The organism is Ottowia sp. SB7-C50 (assembly GCF_033110285.1).
GTDB lineage: Bacteria > Pseudomonadota > Gammaproteobacteria > Burkholderiales > Burkholderiaceae_C > Ottowia.
The window spans coordinates 1,448,058-1,472,123 of the sequence record NZ_CP136995.1 but is presented as its reverse complement, the minus strand read 5'-3'; the positions used below and the strand labels follow the sequence as shown (position 1 = coordinate 1,472,123).

General features: G+C 68.2%; 24 protein-coding genes and 1 pseudogene. 19 read left to right on the top strand and 6 right to left on the bottom strand.

Translation table 11 applies throughout. The features are described 5' to 3' along the window. The first annotated feature begins 164 nt into the window (after positions 1-164). Positions 165-1,655, top strand: coding sequence for a phospholipase D-like domain-containing protein (locus R0D99_RS07000; RefSeq protein ID WP_317750664.1), 1,491 nt, complete (start codon positions 165-167; stop codon positions 1,653-1,655). Positions 1,656-1,739: 84 nt separating this feature from the next. Here R0D99_RS07000 and R0D99_RS06995 read toward each other — a convergent pair whose 3' ends face one another. The 3 genes from R0D99_RS06995 to R0D99_RS06985 all read right to left on the bottom strand — a co-directional run bounded on the left by R0D99_RS06995 (position 1,740) and on the right by R0D99_RS06985 (position 4,539). Further along, entirely contained in the window at positions 1,740-2,498 is a 759-nt protein-coding gene (locus R0D99_RS06995; protein WP_317750663.1) for a hypothetical protein, read from the bottom strand. Then, entirely contained in the window at positions 2,425-3,432 is a 1,008-nt protein-coding gene (locus R0D99_RS06990) for a glycine zipper domain-containing protein (RefSeq protein WP_317750662.1), read from the bottom strand. The genes R0D99_RS06995 and R0D99_RS06990 overlap by 74 nt, the downstream gene beginning before the upstream one ends. A gap of 366 nt (positions 3,433-3,798) precedes the next feature. Beyond that, positions 3,799-4,539 carry an ABC transporter ATP-binding protein gene (locus R0D99_RS06985; protein WP_317750661.1) on the bottom strand — a complete coding sequence of 247 codons (741 nt, stop codon included), beginning with the start codon at positions 4,537-4,539 and terminating at the stop codon, positions 3,799-3,801. A gap of 46 nt (positions 4,540-4,585) precedes the next feature. On the opposite strand from R0D99_RS06985, the gene R0D99_RS06980 reads away from it, so the two are divergent. From R0D99_RS06980 to R0D99_RS06970, 3 genes are all read left to right on the top strand, one after another. Then, positions 4,586-5,200, top strand: coding sequence for an arylesterase (locus tag R0D99_RS06980; RefSeq protein ID WP_317751030.1), 615 nt, complete (start codon positions 4,586-4,588; stop codon positions 5,198-5,200). Continuing rightward, positions 5,197-6,276 carry a tRNA 2-selenouridine(34) synthase MnmH gene (gene mnmH / locus R0D99_RS06975; RefSeq protein WP_317750660.1) on the top strand — a complete coding sequence of 360 codons (1,080 nt, stop codon included), beginning with the start codon at positions 5,197-5,199 and terminating at the stop codon, positions 6,274-6,276. The genes R0D99_RS06980 and mnmH overlap by 4 nt, the downstream gene beginning before the upstream one ends. Positions 6,277-6,389: 113 nt before the next feature. After that, positions 6,390-6,548, top strand: a complete 159-nt coding sequence (locus tag R0D99_RS06970) for a hypothetical protein (protein ID WP_317750659.1) — start codon at positions 6,390-6,392, stop codon at positions 6,546-6,548. Positions 6,549-6,623: 75 nt separating this feature from the next. Here R0D99_RS06970 and xdhC read toward each other — a convergent pair whose 3' ends face one another. After that, positions 6,624-7,433, bottom strand: a complete 810-nt coding sequence (gene xdhC, locus R0D99_RS06965; RefSeq protein ID WP_317750658.1) for a xanthine dehydrogenase accessory protein XdhC — start codon at positions 7,431-7,433, stop codon at positions 6,624-6,626. Positions 7,434-7,576: 143 nt separating this feature from the next. Here xdhC and R0D99_RS06960 point away from each other — a divergent pair, with 143 nt between their 5' ends. After that, positions 7,577-8,113, top strand: a complete 537-nt coding sequence (locus R0D99_RS06960; RefSeq protein ID WP_416365992.1) for a hypothetical protein — start codon at positions 7,577-7,579, stop codon at positions 8,111-8,113. A 16-nt stretch (positions 8,114-8,129) separates the two neighbouring features. On the opposite strand, the gene uraH is transcribed toward R0D99_RS06960, so the two are convergent. Beyond that, positions 8,130-8,483 (bottom strand): hydroxyisourate hydrolase, encoded by a 354-nt coding sequence (gene uraH, locus R0D99_RS06955; RefSeq protein WP_317750656.1) that lies wholly within the window; start codon positions 8,481-8,483, stop codon positions 8,130-8,132. Positions 8,484-8,554: 71 nt separating this feature from the next. Here uraH and R0D99_RS06950 point away from each other — a divergent pair, with 71 nt between their 5' ends. From R0D99_RS06950 to R0D99_RS06930, 5 genes are all read left to right on the top strand, one after another. After that, the gene (locus tag R0D99_RS06950; protein ID WP_317750655.1) at positions 8,555-9,262 is read left to right on the top strand and encodes a GntR family transcriptional regulator; all 708 of its coding nucleotides are present in this window, start codon (positions 8,555-8,557) and stop codon (positions 9,260-9,262) included. Continuing rightward, positions 9,259-10,215, top strand: coding sequence for an allantoinase PuuE (gene puuE, locus R0D99_RS06945; protein WP_317750654.1), 957 nt, complete (start codon positions 9,259-9,261; stop codon positions 10,213-10,215). The genes R0D99_RS06950 and puuE overlap by 4 nt, the downstream gene beginning before the upstream one ends. 4 nt (positions 10,216-10,219) lie before the next feature. Beyond that, entirely contained in the window at positions 10,220-12,013 is a 1,794-nt protein-coding gene (uraD, locus tag R0D99_RS06940; protein ID WP_317750653.1) for a 2-oxo-4-hydroxy-4-carboxy-5-ureidoimidazoline decarboxylase, read from the top strand. 149 nt (positions 12,014-12,162) lie between these two features. After that, the gene (locus R0D99_RS06935) at positions 12,163-13,407 is read left to right on the top strand and encodes an ArgE/DapE family deacylase (RefSeq protein WP_317750651.1); all 1,245 of its coding nucleotides are present in this window, start codon (positions 12,163-12,165) and stop codon (positions 13,405-13,407) included. 66 nt (positions 13,408-13,473) lie between these two features. After that, positions 13,474-14,961: a nucleobase:cation symporter-2 family protein gene (locus tag R0D99_RS06930; protein ID WP_317750650.1), complete on the top strand. Its 1,488-nt coding sequence runs from the start codon at positions 13,474-13,476 to the stop codon at positions 14,959-14,961. Positions 14,962-15,097: 136 nt separating this feature from the next. On the opposite strand, the gene R0D99_RS06925 is transcribed toward R0D99_RS06930, so the two are convergent. Further along, the gene (locus R0D99_RS06925; protein ID WP_317750647.1) at positions 15,098-15,310 is read right to left on the bottom strand and encodes a dodecin family protein; all 213 of its coding nucleotides are present in this window, start codon (positions 15,308-15,310) and stop codon (positions 15,098-15,100) included. 236 nt (positions 15,311-15,546) lie between these two features. Here R0D99_RS06925 and R0D99_RS06920 point away from each other — a divergent pair, with 236 nt between their 5' ends. The 9 genes and pseudogenes from R0D99_RS06920 to R0D99_RS06880 all read left to right on the top strand — a co-directional run bounded on the left by R0D99_RS06920 (position 15,547) and on the right by R0D99_RS06880 (position 24,051). Continuing rightward, on the top strand, positions 15,547-17,352 hold the full coding sequence (locus R0D99_RS06920; RefSeq protein WP_317750645.1) for a nitrite/sulfite reductase: 1,806 nt from the start codon (positions 15,547-15,549) through the stop codon (positions 17,350-17,352). A gap of 18 nt (positions 17,353-17,370) precedes the next feature. Then, positions 17,371-17,781: a DUF934 domain-containing protein gene (locus tag R0D99_RS06915; protein ID WP_317750644.1), complete on the top strand. Its 411-nt coding sequence runs from the start codon at positions 17,371-17,373 to the stop codon at positions 17,779-17,781. Then, positions 17,778-18,566, top strand: coding sequence for a phosphoadenylyl-sulfate reductase (locus R0D99_RS06910; protein ID WP_317750643.1), 789 nt, complete (start codon positions 17,778-17,780; stop codon positions 18,564-18,566). Before R0D99_RS06915 ends, R0D99_RS06910 begins: the two co-directional genes overlap by 4 nt. A 39-nt stretch (positions 18,567-18,605) precedes the next feature. Then, entirely contained in the window at positions 18,606-19,520 is a 915-nt protein-coding gene (gene cysD / locus R0D99_RS06905; protein ID WP_317750642.1) for a sulfate adenylyltransferase subunit CysD, read from the top strand. Between the two features lie 135 nt (positions 19,521-19,655). Continuing rightward, positions 19,656-21,032: a sulfate adenylyltransferase subunit 1 gene (locus tag R0D99_RS06900; RefSeq protein WP_317750641.1), complete on the top strand. Its 1,377-nt coding sequence runs from the start codon at positions 19,656-19,658 to the stop codon at positions 21,030-21,032. 150 nt (positions 21,033-21,182) lie between these two features. Then, positions 21,183-21,512 carry a ferredoxin FdxA gene (gene fdxA, locus R0D99_RS06895; RefSeq protein ID WP_317750640.1) on the top strand — a complete coding sequence of 110 codons (330 nt, stop codon included), beginning with the start codon at positions 21,183-21,185 and terminating at the stop codon, positions 21,510-21,512. Positions 21,513-21,597: 85 nt separating this feature from the next. Further along, complete coding sequence (locus R0D99_RS06890; RefSeq protein WP_317750639.1) at positions 21,598-22,674, top strand: NAD(P)/FAD-dependent oxidoreductase; 1,077 nt, start codon at positions 21,598-21,600, stop codon at positions 22,672-22,674. 62 nt (positions 22,675-22,736) lie between these two features. Continuing rightward, positions 22,737-23,496: pseudogene (locus R0D99_RS06885) on the top strand (3-hydroxyacyl-CoA dehydrogenase). A 159-nt stretch (positions 23,497-23,655) separates the two neighbouring features. After that, positions 23,656-24,051, top strand: coding sequence for a TfoX/Sxy family protein (locus R0D99_RS06880; protein WP_317750638.1), 396 nt, complete (start codon positions 23,656-23,658; stop codon positions 24,049-24,051). Positions 24,052-24,066: the final 15 nt, after the last annotated feature.

Genomic DNA, 24,066 nt, shown 5'->3' with positions numbered 1-24,066 from the left:
TCAAGCTACTTTATTCATAGCATCCGAGCGGCTGGCGCGAGGCCCGGCCTTGCAGCGCGCCGTGCGCCCGCACCGCATAATCAACTTGAACCCGCCGCCGACCCAGCGGGCATGGCCTGCTCTCTTTTTCACAGCACCAGACCCTTGCGCTCCCCTCGCCCGGCATGATCCGCCTGCCCACGCTCAGTCCGCTGGAACACGCCGCTTTTGTGGCCGTGGGCCTGCTGACGTACGTGGTGGTCACGCGCGTGCGGCGCCAGCGGCGCCACCCTTATGCGGCGCTGGCCTGGGTCATGGGCATCGCCGCGTTCCCGTACCTGGGGCTGCCCGTGTTCCTGCTGTTCGGCACGCGCAAGACGGTGCGCCCCGCCACGCGGCGCCAGCCCGCGCCGGCCGGGCCGTGGGCCGCGCTGGCACCGCTGTGGGCCACGCAGTTGCTCGCCGCGCTGGGGGTGGCCGGCGCGCGGCCCCAGGCTTCGGTGCGTTTTGAAGCGGACGGCGAGCAGGCGCTGCGCGCACTGGGCGAAGTGATTGGCTCGGCGCGGCGCACGCTGGACATCTGCACCTACGTGCTGGGCGACGACGAGGTGGGCGCCGCGCTGGCCGCACAGCTGGCCGAGCGGGCCCGAGCGGGCGTGCGCGTGCGCCTGCTGGTCGACAGCATCGGCAGCCTCAAGAGTTCACGCAGCCACGACAAGGTGCTGCGGGCGGCGGGCGTGCAGATCCGCCGCTTCATGCCGGCGCTGCGCAACCCGCGGCGCGGGCGCACCAACCTGCGCAACCACCGCAAGTTGGTGGTGGCCGACGGCGTGCGCCTGTGGGGTGGCGGGCGCAACCTGGCCAACGAATACTTCATCGGCCAGGCGGGCGAGCCGCCCTGGCGCGACCTCAGCTTCACGGTCGAGGGGCCGCTGGCCACGCAGGCCCTGGCGCTGTTTGACGGCGACTGGCGCATCGCGCTGGGGCTGCGGCGCGCGCACCGCAGCGGCTATGCCGAGCGGGCCGCGCACTACGACGCCGAATTCCATGCCACCGCGCAGGCGCTGACCGGCCCGCGGCTGGCGGCCACCGCACTGCAGGCCGTGGCCACCCTGTCCGCACGACGCTCGTCGCACGACATCGCGCTGGCGCACTGGGTGCCGAGCGGCCCGGACTTTCACGAAGACATCCTGCACGCGCTGCTGATTTCGTCGGCCTTCCACGCCGAGCAGCGCCTGCTGCTGGCCACGCCCTACTTCGTGCCCGACGAAGGCTTGATCGAGGCCCTGCTGCTGGCGGCAAAGCGCGGCGTGCAAGTCACGCTGGCCTTGCCGCGCCAGTCCAACCACCGGCTGGCCGACTGGGCACGCGGCCGGGCGGTGCGTGAACTGGCCGAAAACGGCGTCGACGTGCGCCTGGTGCCTGCCATGCTGCATGCCAAGGCCGTGGTGGTGGACGACGTGCTGGCGCTTTGCGGATCGGCCAACCTGGACAGCCGCAGCCTGTTCATCAACTACGAAGCCATGGCCGCGTTTTACGGCCAGAACGAGATTGCTTGGCTGGCCGACTGGATTTCGCGCACGGCCGCCGAAGGCGAGCGCGCCGATGCACAACCGCCGGGGTGGGGTCGCGACATTCTGGAAGGCGTCGTGGCGACGGTGGCGTTTCAGTTGTGACCGGCGTGAAAACCTGTGCCTGAAGGCGCATGGCACGCAAAAAAAACGGCGCCGAAGCGCCGCTTTTTTACCGAAGCGCCGGAATCAACGACCGTCGCCGTCAAAGTCGCCCGGCAGCGCCCGCTCAATGCGGTGCCACGCCGCGCGGGTGGAGGCCTTGGCCTCTTCCCAGGTCAGACGCGACTTGCCCTTGATGGCGTCCCATTCGCGGGCCAGCGTGGGCTCGACTTCGTCGTACGTGCGACCGGTGTAGCGGCCGTAGCCGTCGTAACCCAGGCGATAGGCAGGGCCGTAATCGTCGTAGGTGTAGCCGTCGCGGTAGCCGGGCGCCAGCGTGTAGCTGTCGCGCCAGTACGCGTCTTCAGCGGTCGGGTTGACCGCGCGGGCCACACCGTGGCCTGCGGCGGCGCCAGCCAGCGCACCAGCCACCGCGCCAGCCGCCATGCCCACCGGGCCGGCGACAGCGCCCATGGCCGCACCCGCCGCCGCGCCACCCAGGCCGCCGACCGTCGTGCCGACCGGGTGGTTGTCCACCATGCCGGCTGCGGTGTCTGTCATTTTCGGCGCGCCAGCGGCGTCATGGCCATCCACACGGTCCCATGCGTCACGCACGGCGTAGCGGGCCTGGTCCCAGGTCAGGCGAGAGCGGTCCTTCGCGCGTTCCCAGTCGGCGCGCAGCGAGCCTTCGATGTCGTCCCAGCGGCGGCCGGCGTAGCGGCCGCGGCCTTCGTAGCCCATGCGATAAGCGCCGGCGTAGTCGGCGTCGTAGTCATAGCCGGCCACATAGCCGGGGCGCGTGGCGTAGGCCGTGCGCCAGTAGGCATCCTCGGCGGCGGGATTCACCACCTCGGCAGCGCCGTGCGCCACGGCACCGCCCGCCAGGCCGCCCACAGCGGCGCCAACCGCCATGCCGACCGGTCCCCCCCACGGCGCCCACCAGAGCGCCCGTGGCAGCGCCAGCACCAGCGCCGGTACCGGTCGCCAGATTGTGGTCACCCACCTCGTCGCCCACCTTGGGGTTCACCGCCTCACCCAGGCCCTTGCCAGCCTGTGCACCCAGACCTGCGCCGACGGCAGCGCCCACGGCAGCACCCACAGGGCCGGCCACGGCGCCGACGGCGGCGCCGGTCAGCGCACCGGCGCCCGCGCCCGTGCCGCTGGCCAGTTGGTGCTCGTGCAGTTGGTCACCGGCCTTGGGGTTGACCACCTCGCCCAGGCCTTCACCGGCCTTGGCGCCGGCGATGCCGCCGACGGCCGCACCGACGATGGCACCCACCGGCCCGCCTGCCAGGCCCACGGTGGCACCGGCCAGCGCGCCGGCGCCAGCGCCCGTGCCGGTCGCCAGGTGGTGTTCGTTCAGTTGGTCATCTGCCTTGGGGTTGACCACTTCGCCCACACCCTTGCCGGCCAGGCCGCCCGCCGCTGCGCCAATGGCCGCGCCCGCCACCGTGCCCAACGGGCCGGCGACAGAACCCATGGCCGCACCAGCCAGCGCGCCGCCCGAGGCGCCCACACCCGTGGCCACCTTGTGTTCAGACGGTTCGCCGCCCAAAGTCGGATCCAGGCTTTCGGCCACGTCCTTGCCGGCCAAGCCACCGGTCACCGCGCCGATGATGCCGCCCACCACGGTGCCCACCGGGCCGGCCACAGCCGTGCCAAGCGCCGCGCCGGCTGCTGCGCCACCCGCTGCACCGAGGCCTGTGCCGACAGGGTGCGCGCCGGGCTCGCCGGTGATGGGATCTTCGTTGCGGTCCGCCGCGATGCGATCTGCTGCCATGGTGTGATGCTCCTTGCATACGGGTATGTCGGTTGAAAAAAGCCAGACGAGGTCACCTCGTCCCGACGCGGCATCTCGGTGAGTGCTTGTCGCATCGGTGAATGGAGTGTGCGCAGGGCCATGCGCCGGTCTTGTCAGCCGGCGCCGACGCGCGGTGTGCGCTAAGTGATGGACGCGATGACGGATGGCCCAAGGGCCTCTGTGAAGCACCAACCCACAAAGCAGCCCGCAGCGCTTGCCTTGCAAGGATTTATTGCTATTTAAATAGCAGCAAATGCGTCGGGAGCATGACGCGCGTCATAGCTGCAACAGGTCGTCGCGGCGCGTACCGATGACGCCGCCCCCTCTTGTACTGAACGCCAGCCGCTAAGCGCTGAACCCCGATTCGCCCGCGCGCTCGTCCAGCACGATGCGGCCCGCCTCCACCGTCAGGCGGCGTTGGCACAGCGCGGCGATGGCGCGGTCGTGCGTGACCAGCACCAGCGTCGTACCCTGCTCGCGGTTCAGCTCGAACATCAGCTCCATCACCTTTTCGCCGGTGGCGAAGTCCAGGCTGCCGGTGGGCTCGTCGGCCAGCAGGACGGCCGGGTGCACGACAAAGGCGCGCGCCAGGGCCACGCGCTGCTGCTCGCCGCCCGACAGCACCTTGGGATAGTGACCCAGCCGCTCGGCCAGCCCGACGCGCACCAGCATCGCCGTGGCGGCGGCGCGGGCGTCGCGGCGGCCCGCCAGTTCGAGCGGCAGCATCACGTTTTCCAGTGCGGTCAGGTTGCCCATCAGCTGAAAACTCTGGAACACGAAGCCGATGCGCCGCGCGCGCAGCGCGGCCCGCGCGTCCTCGCCCACGGCGAACAGGTCTTCGCCGGCAATGCGCACCGTGCCGCGCGTGGGCGTGTCCAGTCCGGCGATGATCGACAGCAGCGTGCTCTTGCCCGAGCCCGAAGCGCCCACGATGGCCACCGTCTCGCGCTCGGCCAGGTCGAAGTGGATATCGCGCAGAATATCGAGCGTGCCGGTGGAGTCGGTGACCGACTTGAATACGTGCTCCACCGCCACGATCTGGGAGCGAGGGGCGTCGGGCCGTGGGTCGGGCGTTGAATCCGTCATTGAAAGAGCCGTTTTTTTGAACCGACGACACTTTATCCGCTCGGGCCTGTTCGCCGTGCTGGGGGCAGGCGTCACCCGCCTGGCCGGCGCGGCCGGGGCGCCCACCGTGCTGGTGGTGGGCGATTCGCTCAGTGCCGAATACGGCATCGCCCGCGGCACGGGCTGGGTGGCGCTGCTGCAGAACAAGCTGGCGGCAGAAAAGATCGTGGGGCAGGTCGTCAACGCCAGCGTGTCGGGCGACACCACGGCCGGTGGCCGCGCGCGCCTGCCCGCGCTGCTGAAGACACACCAGCCCGCGGTGGTGGTGATCGAGCTGGGCGGCAACGACGCGCTGCGCGGCCTGTCGCTGGACATGACCGAAGCCAACCTGGTCGCCATGACCCAGGCCGCGCAGGCTGCGGGCGCCAAGGTGCTGCTGGTGGGCATGCAGGTGCCGCCCAACTATGGGGCGGACTACGGTCAGCGCTTTCGCGCGCTGTTTGCCCAGGTTGCCAAGGCGCAGCGTGCCGCGCTGGTGCCGTTTCTGCTGCAGGGCGTGGCCGACCGGGCGAACCCGGTGGAACTGTTCCAGAAAGACCGCATCCACCCGCTGGCCGAGGCGCACCCCATCATCCTGGGCAACGTCTGGCCCGAACTTCAGAAGCTGTTGAAGACGAAGTGAGCGTGCATTCGATTTCTGCCAGCGACGCGCTGGCGCAGCTGGACCGCTTCAGTGCCGTGATCGACGCGCGCAGTGAAAGCGAATACGCGCACGACCGGCTGCCCGGCGCCGTCAACTGGCCGAGCCTGAACGACGAGGAGCGCGCCCGCGTGGGCACGCTGTACAAGCAGGTCAACCCCTTCGAGGCCCGCAAGCTGGGCGCCGCGCTGGTGTCGCGCAACATCGCCAGCCACATCGAGCGCGACGCCATGGACAAGCCAAAAAGCTGGCAGCCGCTGGTGTATTGCTGGCGTGGCGGCCAGCGCAGCGGCGCGCTGTCGCTGGTGCTGGGGCAGATCGGCTTTCGGGTCACGCTGATCGAAGGCGGCTACAAGGCCTTTCGCACGGCCATGCGCGACGACCTGCCCGCGCAGGCCGCGCGCCTGCGCTACCGCGTGGTGTGCGGGCCCACGGGCTCGGGCAAGACCCGGCTGCTGCATGCGCTGCGCGACGCGGGCGCCCAGGTGCTGGACCTGGAAGACCTGGCCAGCCACCGCGCGTCGGTGCTGGGCCTGATCCCGGGCCGGCCGCAGCCCAGCCAGAAGCATTTCGAGATGCGCGTGTGGGACACGCTGCGCAGCTTCGACGCCGCGCGCACCGTGTACGTCGAGGCGGAAAGCAAGAAAGTCGGCAACTGCACCCTGCCCGATGCGTTGATCGACGCCATGCGCGCCAGCCCCTGCGTGCGGGTCGAACTGTCGGACGACGAACGCGTGACGCTGCTGCTTGAGGACTACCCCTTCTTTGTGAGCGACCCGGTTTTCTTCTGCCAGCGGCTGGACACGCTGGTCGCCCTGCGCGGCCATGCCGTCATCGACGACTGGAAGGCGCAGGTGGCCGCCGGACGGACCGAAGCCGTGGTGCGCGATCTGCTGGCGCGGCACTACGACCCCGGCTACGCCACATCGACGCGCCGCAACTTCGCCCAGTTCGACCAGGCTTTGGTCGCGCCGCTGACCGACCGCTCGCCCCCGGCGCTGGCGCAGGCGGCGCATGCCATTCTGCAGAGCGACAGCGCCGCGCTGGCGAGCGCTTGAGCCTGGAGCCGGGCGGCTGCGGCGCCGCTTTGCCGGCGACCCGAGCCGGGTGTCTGCAAAATCGGCGAAAATGACGGGTTTTCCATCCAACGCACACACAAGGACACCACATCATGGGCAACAAGATCGTCACCGAAGCCATGCGCAAGGCCACCGCACCGCTGCCCGGCGCCCCGGTCAAGAAGCTGGCCGTTGGTCAGCGCCGCAGCCAGGAGCGCGGCTCGCACACCCGCAGCAAGAAGAACCCCGGCAAGCGCCCGCACCAGGGTTGATGGCGGACCGCCGGCAGGGGCCGGCGTGAACCCGCCGTGGCGCCGCAGGACGGCGCCATTTTTTTGTCCGCGCGATCAACGGGCGGGTGCCACCGTCTGCATGACCTGCGCCAGCGCCGCCAGCGCCACGACCGCCGGCTGCTTGCCCTGGATGCCAGGCACGCCGATGGGGCACGTGACGCGCCGCAGGTCGTCGTTCGACAGGCCGCGCGCCAGCAGGCGCTGCCGGAACGAGGCCCACTTGGTGTCGCTGCCAATGAGGCCGATGTAGCCCAGATCACCCTGATCGCGCTGGCGCACCAGGCAGGCCGCCACGATATCCAGGTCTTCCGCGTGACTGTGGGTCATGATCAGCACGCTGGCGCCGGCAGGCAGGTCGCGCACCGCCGCCTGGGGCGGGTCTGAATGTTCGCACCGCAGCGGCACGCTGTCCTGCAGCGGAGGCTCGTCGCGGCTGTCGATCCAGCTGATCGTCAAAGGCAGTTCACCCGCCATCCGCACCAGCGCCTGCCCCACGTGGCCGGCGCCAAACACGGCGAGGTGGCGGCGATGCCCCGCCAGGCGCTGTCGTAACGCGTCGGCCGACGCGCCATCGAGTCGCTCGAAATCCAGGTGCACCACGCCGCCGCAGCACTGGCCCAGGCTGGGCCCGAGCGGATAGCGCTGCCGCAGCGCCCCGCCCGCATCCACCAGCAGTTGCCGCGCATGCTGCATGGCCTGCCACTCCAGCTGGCCACCGCCCACGGTGCCGACGGTGGTATCGGCCAGCACCGCCATCCACGCGCCCACTTCGCGCGGGGTCGAGCCCTCGGTCTGCGCCACGCTCACCAGCACCGCGCGCGCGCCCTGGCGCAGTTGCTTCAATAGTTCATCGATATCGCGCACGGGATGGGTCTTGCTCCGATTGACAAGCGACATGGCGTTGCAGAAAGTATGCACGCGGGCGCGATTCGCCGCCCGATGCCGGAGACGAGTCCTTGCCCGCACCCCTTCGCATTCACCCCCTGCGCCGTTCCATCGCCTGGTGGCTGGCCTGCGCCGGCGTGGCGATGAGCGCGTGCCTGAGCCACGTCGCCGTGGGCCAGGTGCGCCCGGCCGCCGCGCCAGTGGCCAAGGGCAAGCCGCAGGCCAAGCCGGCGCGCAAGGCCGCCCCGATCAAGGCACGCAAACGCGTACGGCCCGCCGCGGGCCAATCGTCCGCACGGCCGGTGCCGGTGCCGGATGCGTCGGACGCGGCCACGGCGCGCGCCTACCGCAAGGACGCCGCGCGGCACATCTACGGCATGAATGCCGACAGCATCTACCAGGGCCGCATGCCGCCGCTGCTGTACGCGATCGGCGTGCTGCAGGTGCACGTGGACGGCCAGGGCCGCGTGGGCACGATCAGCTGGATGCGCGCGCCGCGCCATGCGCCCGAGGTGATGCGCCAGATCGAGCGCATCGTGCGCGCCGCCGACCCGTTTCCGCCGCCCAAATTGATCGGCGGGCTGATCTACACCGACACCTGGCTCTGGCACAAGAGCGGCAAATGGCAGCTCGACACGCTGACCGAAGGCCAGGATTGACGGGTGCCGCGACGCGTCACGACCCCCGATAGGTCGAATAGCTCCACGGGCTGCACAGCAGCGGCACGTGGTAGTGCTGGTCGGCGTGCGCGACGCCGAAGTCGATGTGCACGACGTCGAGAAAAGGCGGATCGGGCAGCGCCACGCCCCTGGCGCGAAAGTACGCCGCCACCTCAAACGCCAGCCGGTAGGTGCCGGTCTTCAGGCTGGCGTCGTCGTACAGCGGGCCGTCGGGGTTGCGGCCATCGGCGTTCAGCGTGAAGCGCCTGACCAGCGTGGCGACATCGCCATGCGTTTCATACAGCGTCACCCGCATGCCTGCGGCGGGCGTGCCGTGTACCGTGTCCAGAACGTGCGTGCTCAAGCCCATGCCTGTGGCTCCTTCCATTGCGTTCACAAAAGTGTATACACTTTTCGCCTAACTGCCTATGATGGCGCGCCATGGAAGCAAGCTCCAGCACCGACCAGATCGTCGCCGCCCTGACCCGGGCCATCGTCGATCATCGCCTGCAGCCGGGCGGCAAGCTGGCCGAGCAGCGGCTGGCCGACCAGTTCGGCGTGTCGCGCACGCTGGTGCGGCAGGCGCTGTTTCAGCTGTCGCAAAAGCGCCTGGTCACGCTGGCACCGGCGCGCGGCGCCTTTGTCGCCTGCCCGTCGGCCGACGAGGCGCGCCAGGTGTTCGCCGTGCGCCGGATGCTCGAAGTCGAACTCACGCGCGCCTTTGTGCGCGCGGCGGGCCCGGCGGAGATCGATGCCTTGCGTGCCCACGTGGCGCAGGAACAGGCCGCCGTCGCGCGCGACGACGTCGCCGACCGCACCGAACTGCTGGGCGACTTTCATGTGCGCATGGCCGAGTTGATCGGTAACCAGGTGCTGGCCCAGGTGCTGCGCGACCTGCTGGCCCGCTGCGCGGTGGCCACGCTGATGTACCAGAGCCGCAGCGCCGCCCACGACTCCGCCGCCGAGCACGCCGAACTGGTGGCCTGCTTTGCCAGCGGCAACGTGACGCAGGCCGTCAAGCTGATGCGTGAGCACCTCGACCACGTGGAAGCGGGGCTGAACCTGGACCGTCCCGCTGCCGAACCCCAACAAAAAACCCGCCCAGCGCGCCATGCAAGGTCGGTCGCAGCTACCAATTCAATAGCATGAAGCATCTTCCCTACGACAGCACCGCGCCCTACCCGCGCGACCTGGTGGGCTACGGGGCCGACGTGCCGCACGCCCGCTGGCCGAATGGCGCGCGCATTGCGGTGCAGTTTGTCCTGAACTACGAGGAAGGCGGCGAAAACTGCGTGCTGCATGGCGACGCAGCCAGCGAGCAGTTCCTGTCCGAAATGTTCAACCCGGCCGCCTACCCCGAGCGCCACATGAGCATGGAGGGCATCTACGAATACGGCTCGCGCGCTGGCGTGTGGCGCATCCTGCGCGAATTCGATGCGCACGGCTGGCCGCTCACTGTCTTTGGCGTGGCCACCGCCATGGCGCGACACCCGGACGTGGTGAAGACCTTCCAGGCGCGCGGCGACGAAATCGCCTGCCACGGCCTGAAGTGGATCCACTACCAGTCCATCGACGAAGCCACCGAGCGCGCCCACATGGCCGAGGCGCTCGACATGATCGAGCACCAGACTGGCGAGCGCCCGCTGGGCTGGTACACCGGCCGCGACAGCCCGCGCACGCGCCGCCTGGTGGTGGACGACGGCCGGCTGCTGTACGACAGCGACTACTACGGAGACGACCTGCCCTTCTGGATGAAGGTGCAGCGCACCGACGGCCAGGTGGTTCCGCACCTGGTCGTGCCCTACACGCTCGACTGCAACGACATGCGCTTCGCCCTGCCGCAGGGCTACAGCCACGCCGACCCGTTCTTCCAGTACATGAAGGACAGCTTCGACGCCCTGTATGCCGAAGGCGACCCGCGCGGCCTGGACCGCCCCAAGATGATGAGCATCGGCATGCACTGCCGCCTGCTCGGCAAGCCAGGGCGCATCACGGCGCTGCAGCGCTTCATGGCGCACGTCGCCGCGCACCCGGATGTGTGGGTCTGCCGCCGCATCGACATTGCGCAACACTGGATCGCGCAGCACCCCTTTCAGGATTGAACGCATGGCCTACACACTGGATCAACTCAACACCGCCTCGCCCGACGAAGCGCAGCGCATGCTCGACGGCCTGTACGAGCATACGCCCTGGATCGCCGCCGAAGCGCTGAAGCAACGCCCCTTCCGGTCGCTGGCGCATCTCAAGCACGTGATGACACAGGTGCTGGCCCGCGCCGACCAGGATGCGCAACTGGCCCTCATCCGCGCCCACCCCGAACTGGCTGGCAAGGCGATGGTCGCCAAGACGCTCACCGCCGAATCCACGAACGAGCAAGGCAAGGCGGGGCTGACCGAGTGCACGCCCGACGAATTTGCGCGCATCCAGAAGCTCAACGCCGACTACAACGCCAGGTTCGGCTTTCCCTTCATCCTGGCCGTGCGCGGGCCGCGCGGCGCGGGGCTGAACAAGCAGCAGATCATCGACACCTTTGCGCGCCGGCTGGCCAACCACCCCGACTTTGAGCTGGCCGAGGCGCTGCGCAACATCCACCGCATCGTCGAGATTCGCCTGGCCGACAAGTTTGGCGTGGAGCCGACACTGGGCAACGACGTGTGGGACTGGCACGAAAAGCTGGCCCTGCACAGCGACCCCGGCTTTGCCGAGGCGGGCCAGCTGACGGTGACCTACCTGACCGACGCGCACCGCGCCGCCGCCGCCTTCATCGCCCAGACCATGCGCGAGGCGGGCTTCGACGAAGTCGGCATCGACGCCGTCGGCAACGTGGTGGGACGCTATTATTCAGATAGCTACTCGCGCAGTACCGGCGAGCGCAGGAGCGCCAAAACGCTCATGACCGGCAGCCACTACGACACCGTGCGCAACGGCGGCAAGTACGACGGACGACTGGGCATCTTCGTGCCCATCGCCTGCGTGCGCGAACTGCACCGCGCGGGCCGGCGCCTGCCGTTCGACGTCGAGGTGATCGGCTTTGCCGAAGAAGAAGGCCAGCGCTACAAGGCTACCTTCCTCGGCTCGGGCGCGCTCATCGGCCAGTTCAACCCCGACTGGCTGGACCAGCAGGATGCCGACGGCGTGACCATGCGCGACGCGATGCAACACGCGGGCCTCGCCATCGACGACATCCCCAGGCTCCAGCGCAACCCCAAGGACTACCTCGGCTTCATCGAAGTCCACATCGAGCAAGGCCCGGTGCTGAACGAGCTGAACCTGCCGCTGGGCGTGGTCACCTCGATCAACGGCAGCATCCGCTTTGTCGGCGAATTCATCGGCCAGGCCAGCCACGCCGGCACCACGCCCATGGACCGGCGGCGCGATGCGGCCTGCGCGGCGGCCGAGCTGGCGCTTTATCTGGAGGCGCGTGCCGCCCAGGATGGCGATTCGGTCGCCACCATGGGCCTGCTCAACGTGCCCAATGGCTCCATCAACGTCGTGCCCGGCCGCTGCGCCTTCAGCCTCGACCTGCGCGCCCCCAACGACGCGCAGCGCGACGCCCTGGCCGCCGACGTGCTCGAAAAACTGCAGCAGATCAGCGTGCGCCGCGGCGTGACCTATACGCTGGAAGAAACCCTGCGCGCCAGCGCCGCGCCCAGCGACCCCGCATGGCAGCAGCGCTGGGAACGCGCCGTCGAATCGCTCGGCCTGCCCATCTTCCGCATGCCCAGCGGCGCCGGGCACGACGCCATGAAACTGCACGAAGTGATGCCGCAAGCCATGCTGTTCGTGCGCGGCGAAAACGCCGGCATCAGCCACAACCCGCTGGAATCGACCAACGCCGAAGACATGGACCTCGCGGTGCGCGCCATGCAGCGGCTGCTGGAAGACTTGGCGGCCGAATAAAACCCAACAGCCGGACGCGAAGGACGCGAAAGCTGCGCGAAGGACGCGAAAGAATTCAAAAAAAAAGTTTTTTGGTTGTCTTTCGCGTCCTTCGCGAACCCTTTGCGTCCTTCGCGTCCGGATTTCTTGCAACCCCTCCTCCACACACCATGCCCACCTACTCCGCCCTCGACACCTGGATCGACCAGCACTTTGACGAAGAAGTCGCCTTTGTGCAGGCGCTGGTGCGCGTGCCGACCGACACGCCGCCGGGCAACAACGCGCCCCACGCCGACAAGGCGGCCGAATTGCTGCAAGGCATCGGCTACGAAGTCGAAAAGCACGCTGTGCCCGACGCCGACGTGCGCGCCTACGGCATGGAAAGCATCACCAACCTGATCGTGCGCCGCCGCTTTGGCGAAGGCGGCCCGACCGTCGCGCTCAACGCCCATGGCGACGTGGTGCCGCCGGGCGAAGGCTGGTCGCACGACCCCTACGGCGCCACGATCGACAACGGTAAAATGTACGGCCGCGCCACCGCCGTCAGCAAGAGCGACTTCGGCACCTTCACCTTCGCGCTGCGCGCGCTCGAAGCCGTCGCCAAGCCGAAGCACGGCGCGATCGAACTGCACTTCACCTACGACGAGGAATTCGGCGGCGAACTCGGCCCCGGCTGGCTGCTGCAAAAAGGCCTGACCCACCCCGACCTGATGATCGCCGCCGGCTTCAGTTACGAAGTGGTCACCGCGCACAACGGCTGCCTGCAGATGGAAGTGACCGTGCACGGCAAGATGGCGCACGCCGCCGTGCCGCACACCGGCATCGACGCGCTGCAGGGCGCCGTCGCCATCATGAACAAGCTGTACGCCGAAAACCGGCGCTACCAGGGCATCAGCTCGCGCGTGCCGGGCATCAAGCACCCCTACCTCAACATCGGCCGCATCGAAGGCGGCACCAACACCAACGTGATGCCGGGCAAGGTGGTGTTCAAGCTGGACCGCCGCATGATCCCCGAAGAAAACCCGGCCGATGTCGAGGCGCTGATCCGCCAGGTGATTGCCGACGCGGTCGACGGCTTCAACGCCGGCCGGCCTGACGAAGGCATCCGCGTCGACATCAAGCGCCTGCTGCTGGCCAACGCCATGACGCCGCTGCCCGGCAACGCGCCGCTGGTCGATGCGATCCAGAAGCATGGCGAAGCGGTGTTTGGCGACAAGCCCGCCGCCGTGGGCACGCCGCTGTACACCGACGTGCGCCTGTACGTCGAGCGCGGCATTCCCGGCGTCATCTACGGCGCCGGCCCGCGCACCGTGCTGGAAAGCCACGCCAAGCGCGCCGACGAGCGCGTTGAGCTGGAAGACCTGCGCCGCGCGACCAAGGTGGTGGCGCGCACGCTGGCCGATTTGCTATCTTAAAAAGAGCGTACAGCGCTTGCCCAGAAAGCGCCAGAGCCTGAAAACCCATTGAACCCAGGAGACACCATGAAACCTGCCGACGACGCCGTCGACCAAGTCCTGCCCACCGGCAAACTGGCCGCGCTGGGCCTGCAGCACGTGCTGGTGATGTACGCCGGCGCGGTCGCCGTGCCGCTCATCGTCGGGCGCGCGCTCAAGCTCGGGCCTGAAGAGGTGGCCTTGCTGATCTCGGCCGACCTGTTCTGCTGCGGCATCGTCACGCTGATCCAGTCGCTCGGCATGACGCAGTGGTTCGGCATCCGCCTGCCGGTGATGATGGGCGTGACCTTTGCCGCCGTCGGCCCCATGGTGGCCATGGCCAACAGCCACCCAGGGCCGGACGGCGCGCGCATGATCTTCGGCGCCATCATCGGCGCCGGCATCATCTCGATGCTGATCGCACCGCTGATCAGCCGCTTGCTGCGTTTCTTTCCGCCCGTGGTCACGGGCACCATCATCGCGGTCATCGGCATCAACCTGATGCGCGTGGGCGTCAACTGGATCTTCGGCAACCCGGTGGGGCCGACGGCGCCGCTGGTCGTCACACCCGAGCATTCAGAGTGGCTCAGCACCGTGCGAAGCTCTGCCGCGGTCGGCCAGCCGGGTTTTCCGCCAGTGCCGCAGGGCCTGGCGCTGGCGCCCACGGCACCCAATCCGGCCTACGCCGCGCTGCCAGGTGTGGGCATTGCCGCCATCGTGCTGGCGTCGATCCTGCTCATCGCCAAGTTTGCCAAGGGCTTCGTTGCCAACATCTCGGTGCTGCTGGGCATCGTCATCGGCGGCATCGTCGCCACCGCCACCGGCATGATGCATTTCGACAAGGTCGGCAAGGCCAAGTGGTTCGACGTGGTGCTGCCGTTTCACTTCGGCACGCCGATCTTCGAGCCGGTGATGGTGCTGACCATGGTGCTGGTGATGATCGTGGTGATGATCGAATCGACCGGCATGTTTCTCGCCCTGGGCGAGATGACCGACCGCAAGGTCGATCAGCCAGCGCTGGCGCGCGGGCTGCGCACCGACGGGCTGGGTACGCTGATCGGCGGCATTTTCAACACCTTCCCGTACACCAGCTTTTCGCAAAACGTGGGGCTGGTCGCCGTGACCGGCGTCAAGAGCCGCTTTGTGTGCGTGGCGGCGGGCCTCATCCTGGTGGTGCTGGGCCTGCTGCCCAAGATGGCGGCGCTGGTCGAATCGCTGCCCACCGTGGTGCTGGGCGGCGCAGGGCTGGTGATGTTTGGCATGGTCGCAGCCACGGGCATCCGCATCCTGGGCGGCGTGGACTACACGCACAACCGCAACAACGCGCTGATCGTGGCGATCTCGATCGGCTTCGGCATGATCCCGCTGGTGGCGCCCCGCTACCTGCAATGGATGCCACACGCCATCCACCCGCTGATCGAGTCGGGCATTCTGCTGGCGTCGATGGTGGCGGTGATGCTCAACCTGTATTTCAACGGCGCCAAGGGCGACGCCGAAGGCAGCATCCGCGCGGCAAAGCAGGCCGACGCGCACTGACTGAAAGCGCAACAAGCTCCTGTTTTGATAGCTTGAAGTGCTTGTCCAGACTGCGCCTAAGGCATACAACCCATAAAAAAGCCGACCTGCGGGTCGGCTTTTTCGTTGGTGGCCGATCACCCGGCCGTGCGCTTGTTTACTTGTCGACCTCGCCCACCACGAAGGTCACGTTCATGTTGACGCGGTATTCCTTGATCTTGCCGCCTTCAATCACGACCTTCTGCTCCTTGATCCAGGCGCCCTTGACCTGATCGATGGTGTCGGCCGCGCGGGCGACGCCGGTGAGGATGGCGTCCTCGAAGCTCTTGGAGCTGGACGCGCTGATTTCGATGACCTTGGCAACGGACATGGTTTTTCTCCTGGGTGATCGCCCCGATGCGGGCGGGATGAAATGAACCACCACTCTAGGCCGGCAGCGGCGCCCGGCCTGTGGGCATTTGGCTGACATGGCCGTCGGCGCCGGGCGCCATCTGCTTATATCTCATTGGCATATATCAACAACAAACAATTGGTTTGTTTTTGCATAAGCGACGGTTACATTGCCGCCTGACCCCACGGCCCTGCGCCCGCTTTTTTGTCTGCCCGATGTACCAATACACCGAATTCGACCGCCAATTCGTCCAGTTGCGCGCCCAGCAATTCCGCGACCAGCTTGAGCGCTGGCAGCGCGGCGAGCTGACCGACGAACAATTTCTTCCCCTGCGCCTGCAAAACGGCTGGTACATCCAGCGCTACGCGCCCATGCTGCGCGCGGCCGTGCCCTATGGCGAGATCAGCAGCGCGCAGTTGCGCGTGCTGGCGCGCATCGCGCGTTACTACGACCGGCCCGACCCCGACCTGCTGGCACACGCGCAGCAGACGCAGGACGAACTGCAGGCCTCGCAACCCGGCCTGACGCTGGCCGCGCCGCCGCTGCGCCATGGCTACGGCCACTTCACCACGCGCACCAACGTGCAGTTCAACTGGATTCCCATCACGCAGGCGGCCGACGTGATGGACCTGCTGGCCAGCGTGGACATGCACGGCATCCAGACCAGCGGCAACGCCATCCGCAACATCACCTGCGAGGCGCTGGCCGGCATCGCCCCCGACGAGATCGTCGACACGCGCCCGTTTGCCGAAATCCTGCGCCAGTGGAGCACGCTGCACCCCGAGTTCGCGTTTCTGCCGCGTAAGTTCAAGATCGCCTTCAACGGCGCTGCCGAAGACCGCGCCGCCACCGGCTGGTACGACATCGGTATTCAGGCACGCAAGAACCCCGCGGGCGAAGTCGGCTTCACACTTCAGGTCGGCGGCGGCATGGGGCGCACGCCCATCATCGGCAGCGTGGTGCGCGAATTCCTGCCGTGGGCCGAATTGCTGAACTACATCGAAGCCGTGGTGCGCGTCTACAACCGCTATGGCCGGCGCGACAACAAGTGGAAGGCGCGCATCAAGATCCTCGTCAAGGCCGAAGGCCAGCGCTTCGTTGACGAGGTCGAGGCCGAATACGCCGCCATCGTGCAGCAGGACGGCGCGCCGCACACCATCACCCAGGCCGAGCTGGACCGCGTGGCCGCCAGCTTCGTCGTCCCGCCGCTGCGCCCCGCCCATGTGCCGAGCGAAGCCGGCATCACGGCCAAGCCCTTCCAGCGCTGGCTGGCGCAGAACGTGGGCAAGCACCGCCTGTCGCACCTGAGCGTGGTCACCCTGTCGTTCAAGCGCCCCGGATGGGCGCCCGGCGACGCCGACGCCGACACGCTGGACGCGCTGGCCGAACTGGCCGACACCTTCAGCGCCGGCGAGGCACGCCTGACGCACGAGCAGAACCTGCTGCTGCCCTGGGTGCACGCCAGCGACCTGCCGGCGCTGTACGAGCGCGCCAAACGCTTAAGCCTGGTGCAGCCCAACATCGGCCTGCTGACCGACATGATTGCATGCCCCGGCGGCGACTTCTGCTCGCTGGCCAACGCGCGCGCCATCCCCATTGCCGCCGCGCTGACCGAGCTGTACCAGGACATCGACGAGGTGACCGACCTGGGCCCCATCGACCTGCACATCAGCGGCTGCATCAACAGCTGCGGCCACCACCACAGCGGCCACATCGGCATCCTGGGCGTCGACAAGGACGGCAAGGAGTGGTACCAGGTCACGCTGGGCGGCAGCGACGGCTCGGCGCTGTCCGGGCCCGCCACGCCGGGCAAGGTGGTCGGCCCGTCGTTCAGCGCCGCCGAGGTGCCGGGCGTGGTCGAAGCCATCCTCGACACCTACCGCGACCTGCGCCTGGGCAGCCAGGAGCGCTTCGTCCAGACGGTGCGCCGCGTGGGCCACGAGCCCTTCAAGCAGGCCGCCAACGGCGCCCGCCTTATCGATCACCGCGCCGCGCGGCAAGCCGAAGAAGCCACCGCCTGATCGGCGCCAAAGAACACTATGAAAATAATAGCTAACAGCGCCCTCCAGACCAGCGCTGGCACCCAAAATACCTTGAAGATTGCGCCCGATGCCGACCTGGGCCAGCTGGCGGCCGACGGCGCGCTGCAAGGCGTGGATCGCATTGAACTGGACTTTCCCAAGTTCACCGACGGCCGCGCCTTCAGCCAGGCCGTGCTGCTGCGCCGCCGCTTCGGCTTTGCGGGCGACCTGCGCGCCACGGGCGACGTGCTGATCGACCAGCTGGTGCAGATGGCGCGCAGCGGCTTCACCAGCGCCGTGCTGGCGCCGGGCGTGGACGCTGCGGCGGCCGAGCGGCAGTTTGCCCGCTACAGCGCCTTCTACCAGGGTGACGCCCTGCAGCCGCGCCCCCGCTTCGCGCGGCAGGACGCCGCGCCGGAGGCCGCATGAACGGCTTCGCCCCGCTGCCCGCCGCCGACGCGCCCGCCGCGTCCGCCATCGACCTGTACGCCACGCCCAGCCCCGGCTTTGACGCCAAGCTGCACGAAACCGTGGTGACGCTGCTCAAGGCCGCGTCCACCGGCCCGGTGACGCAGGCCAACAGCCTCGGCGCCGAGGACATGGTCATCACGCACCTGATCAACACCCACAAGCTGCCCATCGGCATCTTCGTGCTCGACACCGGCGCGCTGCACGCCCCCACGTTGACGCTGCTCGACCAGCTGACCGCGCAGCAGGCCGAGCACCCGCACGCGCCGCTCACGGTCTACCGGCCGGATCACGAGGCGGTGGTGCAGTTCGTCGCCCGCGAAGGCCAGGACGCGATGTACCGCAGCATCGAGCTGCGCAAGGCCTGCTGCGGCATCCGCAAGATGGCGCCGCTGGGCCGCGCCCTGGCCGGCAAGCGCGCCTGGGTGACCGGCCTGCGCCGCGAACAATCCGGCGCCCGCGCTGATGTACCCTTGGTGGACCGCTCTGAACAAGAGAGCAAAGGCCTGCTCAAGTACAACCCGCTGGCCGAGTGGACCTGGGGCGACGTGTGGCACTACATCGCCTCGCGCAACGTGCCCTACAACCCGCTGCACGACCAGTTCTACCCCAGCATCGGCTGCGCGCCCTGCACCCGCGCCATCACGCTGGGCGAAGACTTCCGCGCCGGGCGCTGGTGGTGGGAAGACGAGGCCGCAAAGGAGTGTGGCTTGCATGTGAAAAATCCCGAAGGAGTCGCCGCATGAACGCGCGCACCGCCCCCCGAACTGCTGCAAGCTGCCGCCGTGACCGAGCCGCACACCCTCAGCAACGCGCACCTCGACGCGCTGGAAGAAGAGACCATCTTCATCCTGCGCGAAGTCGCCGCCGCGTTCGAGCGCCCCGCGCTCCTTTTTTCAGGCGGCAAGGATTCGCTGGTGATGCTGCGTTGCGCCGAAAAAGCGTTTGGCGTCGGCCGCATTCCCTACCCGCTGCTGATGATCGACACCGGCCACAACTTCCCCGAAGTGACCGACTTCCGCGACCAGCGCGCGGCGGAGCTGAAGGCCGAGCTGATCGTGCGCAGCGTCGAAGACAGCATGGCGCGCGGCACGGTGCGGCTGGCGCACCCGGGCGAATCGCGCAACGTGCACCAGTCCGTCACGCTGCTGGAAGCCATCGACGAATTCCGCTTCGACGCCCTGATCGGCGGCGCGCGGCGCGACGAGGAAAAGGCGCGCGCCAAGGAACGCATCTTCAGCCACCGCGACAGCTTCGGCCAGTGGCAACCCAAGGCGCAGCGCCCCGAGCTGTGGACGCTGTTCAACACGCGGCTGGCGCCGGGTGAGCACTTCCGCGTGTTCCCCATCAGCAACTGGACCGAGCTGGACGTGTGGCAGTACATCGAGCGCGAGCAGATCGCCCTGCCATCGATCTATTACGCCCACAAGCGTGAGGTGGTGGAGCGCCGCGGCCTGCTGGTGCCGGTGACACCGCTCACGCCGCACAAGGATGGCGAGACCACCGAGACGCGCACCGTGCGCTTTCGCACCGTGGGCGACATCACCTGCACCTGCCCCGTCGAGAGCGACGCCGCCACGCCGGGCCAGATCGTCATCGAAACCCTGGCCGCCGACGTGAGCGAGCGCGGGGCGACGCGCATGGACGACAAGACCAGCGAAGCGTCGATGGAAAAGCGCAAGAAGGACGGCTATTTCTAAGAAAACCCAACATCCGGACGCGAAGGACGCAAAGGTTTCGCGAAGAACGCGAAAGAAAAACCTTTCGAATTTGTCTTTTTTGCGTCCTTCGCGTGATCTTCGCGTCCTTCGCGTCCGGTTTTAGAGAATTCTCGCATGACTACTACAGAATCCATAGCTTCCCGCGCCCGCCCCACAAGCGCTGAAGCCGCAAACGACACCCAAACCGCCCTTCGCTTCATCACCTGCGGCAGCGTGGATGACGGCAAGAGCACACTCATCGGCCGCCTGCTGGTGGACAGCAAGGCCGTGCTGCAGGACCACCTGGCGGGCGTCACGCGCGGGGGCGAGGCCGACCTGGCGCTGCTGACGGACGGGCTGCAGGCCGAGCGCGAGCAGGGCATCACCATCGACGTCGCGTACCGCTACTTCAATACCGAGGCGCGCAAGTTCATCATCGGCGACGCGCCGGGGCACGAGCAGTACACGCGCAACATGGTCACCGCGGCGTCGCAGGCCGATGCGGCGGTGGTGCTGGTCGATGCCACCAAGCTCGACTGGCAGGATCCGGCGCTCACCCTGCTGCCCCAGACCCGGCGCCATTCGCTGCTGTTGAATCTGTTGCGCGTGCCGTCGGTGGTATTTGCCATCAACAAGCTCGATGCCGTGGCCGATCCGTCGCTGGCGTTTGCCCACATCCGCGACGCGCTGCAGGCGTTTGCGCGCGATGCCGGCATCAACCCCGCCGCCATCGTGCCGGTGTCGGCGCTGAAGGGCTGGAACGTGGTCGACTTCGGTCACGAAAACCCGGGCTGGTGCGGCTACGCCGGGCCCACGCTGCTCGAAATTCTGGAGCGCCTGCCCGTGACGCCGCGCGAGACGGCGCTGCCGCTGGCGTTTCCGGTGCAGTGGGTCGAGAAGTTTTCTTCGTCGTCCGACACACACCAGGGCCGGCGCGTCTTCTGGGGCCGCGTGGCCACCGGCAGCGTGGCGCCGGGCACGCGCGTGCAGGTGCTGCCGGGCGGCCAGGGCGCCGTGGTGGCGCAGGTGCTCGACCACGCGCGCACGCCGCGCGGGGTGGGCGCCGGGCACAGCGCCGGCATCGTGCTGGACCGTGAAGTGGACGTCTCGCGCGGCGACTGGATCGTGGCCGCGCCCGCCCCGGCCGCCGTGGTGGCCGCCGACGACTTCGACGAGCCCGCCACCACGCCCGCGTGGCCCAGCCGGCGCGAGCTGTCGGCCACCGTGGCCTGGATGGACGACGAGCCGCTGGTGGCTGGCCGCGTCTACTGGGCGCTGCACGGGCACCGCTGGGTCAAGGCCAAGGTGGCGCGCATCGTGGAGCGCCTGAACATCCACACCCTGGCGCGCGAAGAAGCCACGCAACTGGAACCCAACGCCATCGGCCACGTCGACCTGATGCTGCAGGAGCCGATTCCGGCGGCCGCCTTCGAGCGCAGCCGCGTGCTGGGCTCGCTGATCCTGGTCGACACGGCCAGCCACAAGACCGCCGGCGCGCTGCTGGTGCGCTGAGCGCGCGCAAAGCCCCCACCCGCAGGCGACCCTTTGCGCCATGCGGCTTACCGCGAGGTGGCCGCGCGAAACGCCTAAAATCGACATTCTGGCGCCGACGCCTGTGTTGCGGACGCCGCCAGCCGTTTACCCGAAGTTCTCCATCACCCCATGACCCACGTCGTCACCGAAGCCTGCATCCGCTGCAAATACACCGATTGCGTGGACGTCTGCCCCGTCGATTGCTTCAAGGAAGGCCCCAATTTCCTCACCATCGATCCCGATGAGTGCATTGATTGCGCCGTGTGCATCCCCGAATGCCCCGTCAACGCCATCTACGCCGAGGAAGACCTGCCCAAGGACCAGTTGCACATGACCGAGATCAACGCCGAGTTGTCGCGGCTGCCCAACTGGAAGACCATCACCAAGCGCAAGGACCCGCTGCCCGACCACGAAGACTGGGCCAACAAGACGGACAAGCTGAAAGAACTGATCCGCTGACCCGCCGCCTTTCAGAAATAACCCACCCAAAGCGGCTTGGCGCAGGCCCCACCTGCGCAGGCCGCTTTTGTTTTTGTAGCACGCCATGCCCGACCACTACACGTCTATCGAAACCGACGCCCTGATCATCGGCGCCGGCCCGGTGGGCCTGTTCGCCATCTTCGAGCTGGGGCTGCTGGAAGTTTCCGCCCACGTGGTCGACGCGCTGCCGCAGGTCGGCGGCCAGCCGGGCGAGCTGTACCCCGACAAGCCGATCTACGACATTCCCGGCATTCCGGTGTGCAGCGGGCAGCAGCTGGTGGACGGGCTGATGAAGCAGGTCGCACCCTTTGCGCCGCACTTTCACATGGGGCACCAGGTCAGCACGCTTCAGCGGCAGGCCGACGGCCGCTTTCAGGTGGGCACGCACCGGGGCACGCAGTTTGTGGCGCGCACCGTGTTCATCGCGGCCGGGGTCGGCGCCTTCGTGCCGCGCAAGCTCAAGGTCGAGGGGCTGGACGCCTTGGAGGAGCGGCAACTGTTCTACAGCGTGGCCGACGCGGCCCGCTTTGCCGGGCAGCGGCTGGTCATCGTCGGGGGCGGCGATTCGGCGCTGGACTGGGCGATTCACTTTGCCACGGCAGCCGACCACGCACCGGCCAGCGTCACCTTGCTGCACCGCCGTGACGGCTTTCAGGCCGCACCGGCCTCCGTGGCACGCATGCGTGAACTCGTCGCCGCCGGCGCCCTGCGCTTCGTGGTCGGCCAGGTCGACGGCATCGAGCAGCAGGACGACCGCCTCGCCGCCATCCAGGTGCTGGGGCCCAACGGCCAGACCACGCCCTTGCCACTGGACACGCTGCTCGTCTTTCACGGCATGAGTCCGCGCCTGGGCCCCATCGCAGACTGGCAACTGGCGCTGGAGCGCAAGCAGCTGGTGGTCGACACCGAGAAGTTCCAGACCAGCGAGCCGGGCATCTTCGCCATTGGCGACATCAACACCTATCCCGGCAAGCGCAAGCTGATCCTGTGCGGCTTTCACGAGGCCACGCTGGCCGCCTATGCGGCGCAGACGATCATTGCGCCCGGCCACGACGTGCCGTTTCAGTACACCACCAGCAGCACGCGGCTGCAGCGCCTGCTGGGCGTCGCCGCGGCGGCAGACCCCGGCCAGCGCGACTGAGATCTGGCAGGCCAGCGCTGGATAATGTGGGGGCAAATCCCATTGAATCGAGGAGCGATTGCATGCAGATCAAGGACAAGGTTTTCATCGTCACCGGCGGCGCTTCGGGCCTGGGTGAAGGCACGGCGCGCGCGCTGGCGGCCAAGGGGGGGCACGGTGGTGATCGCCGACATGAACGCCGAGCGCGGCGAAGCCGTGGCCAAGGACATTGGCGGCGCCTTCGTGCGCTGCGACGTGGCCAGCGAGGCCGATGGCCAGGCCGTGGTGGCCAAGGCCACGTCGCTGGGCAAGCTGATGGGGCTGGTCAACTGCGCCGGCGTGGCGACGGCCGAGAAGACGGTGGGCAAGAACGGCGCGCACGCCCTGGGCGCGTTTGCCCGCACGGTGACGATCAACCTGATCGGCAGCTTCAACATGATCCGCCTGGCCGCCGAGGCCATGAGCAAGAACGAGCCCGAGCCGACCGGCGAGCGCGGCGCCATGATCAGCACCGCCAGCGTGGCGGCGTACGACGGCCAGATCGGCCAGGCGGCCTACAGCGCCAGCAAGGGCGGCATCGTCGGCATGACGCTGCCGATCGCGCGCGACCTGGCCAAGACCGGCATCCGCAACATGACGATTGCCCCCGGCATCATGGGCACGCCCATGCTGTTCGGCATGCCGCAGGAAGTGCAGGACGCGCTGGCCGCCAGCGTGCCCTTCCCCAGCCGCCTGGGCACGCCCGAGGACTACGCCAAGCTGGCCGTGCACATCTTCGAGAACGACCTGCTGAACGGCGAGGTGATCCGCTTGGACGGTGCGATTCGCCTGGCGCCAAGGTAACGCTCCCCCCCCGAGGCGCTGGCGCGCCTCCCCCTCAAGGGGGCGCTCCCGGTGGCCGGGGGGACCCCGGCCACGAGAGCACTGGTTTTTAAGCGCCGCCGCGGTCTGCTGGGCCGCTATAAAAGCCGTTTTTGCTGTCGTTTCCACAAGCGCGTTCCCATGTCCACCCGCCCCGAAACGCTCGAATTCCTGATCGACCAACTCGGCGACTGGCCGGGATTGCGCACGCGGCGCATGTTCGGCGAATACTGCGTGTATGTGGACGACAAGCCGGTCGCCTTCGTGTGCGACGACCTGCTGTATGTCAAGCCGACCGCTGCTGGCGAGGCGCTGATGGCGCCGCCGGTGTGGGGGCGCTTCTACGACAAGGCCAAGCCGCACCTGCTGGTCACGCCCGACCGGTGGGACGATCGGGACTGGATGCGCGCGCTGATCAGCGCGACGGCCTACGCGCTGCCGCCGCCCAAGCCGCGCAAGACCGCCAAACCGGCAGCGCCGGCAAAGTCCACCAAGGCCGCCGCGCCGCGCAAGCGCGCTACGTCTGTCAAGCCCTGAATGCTATTTTATTAA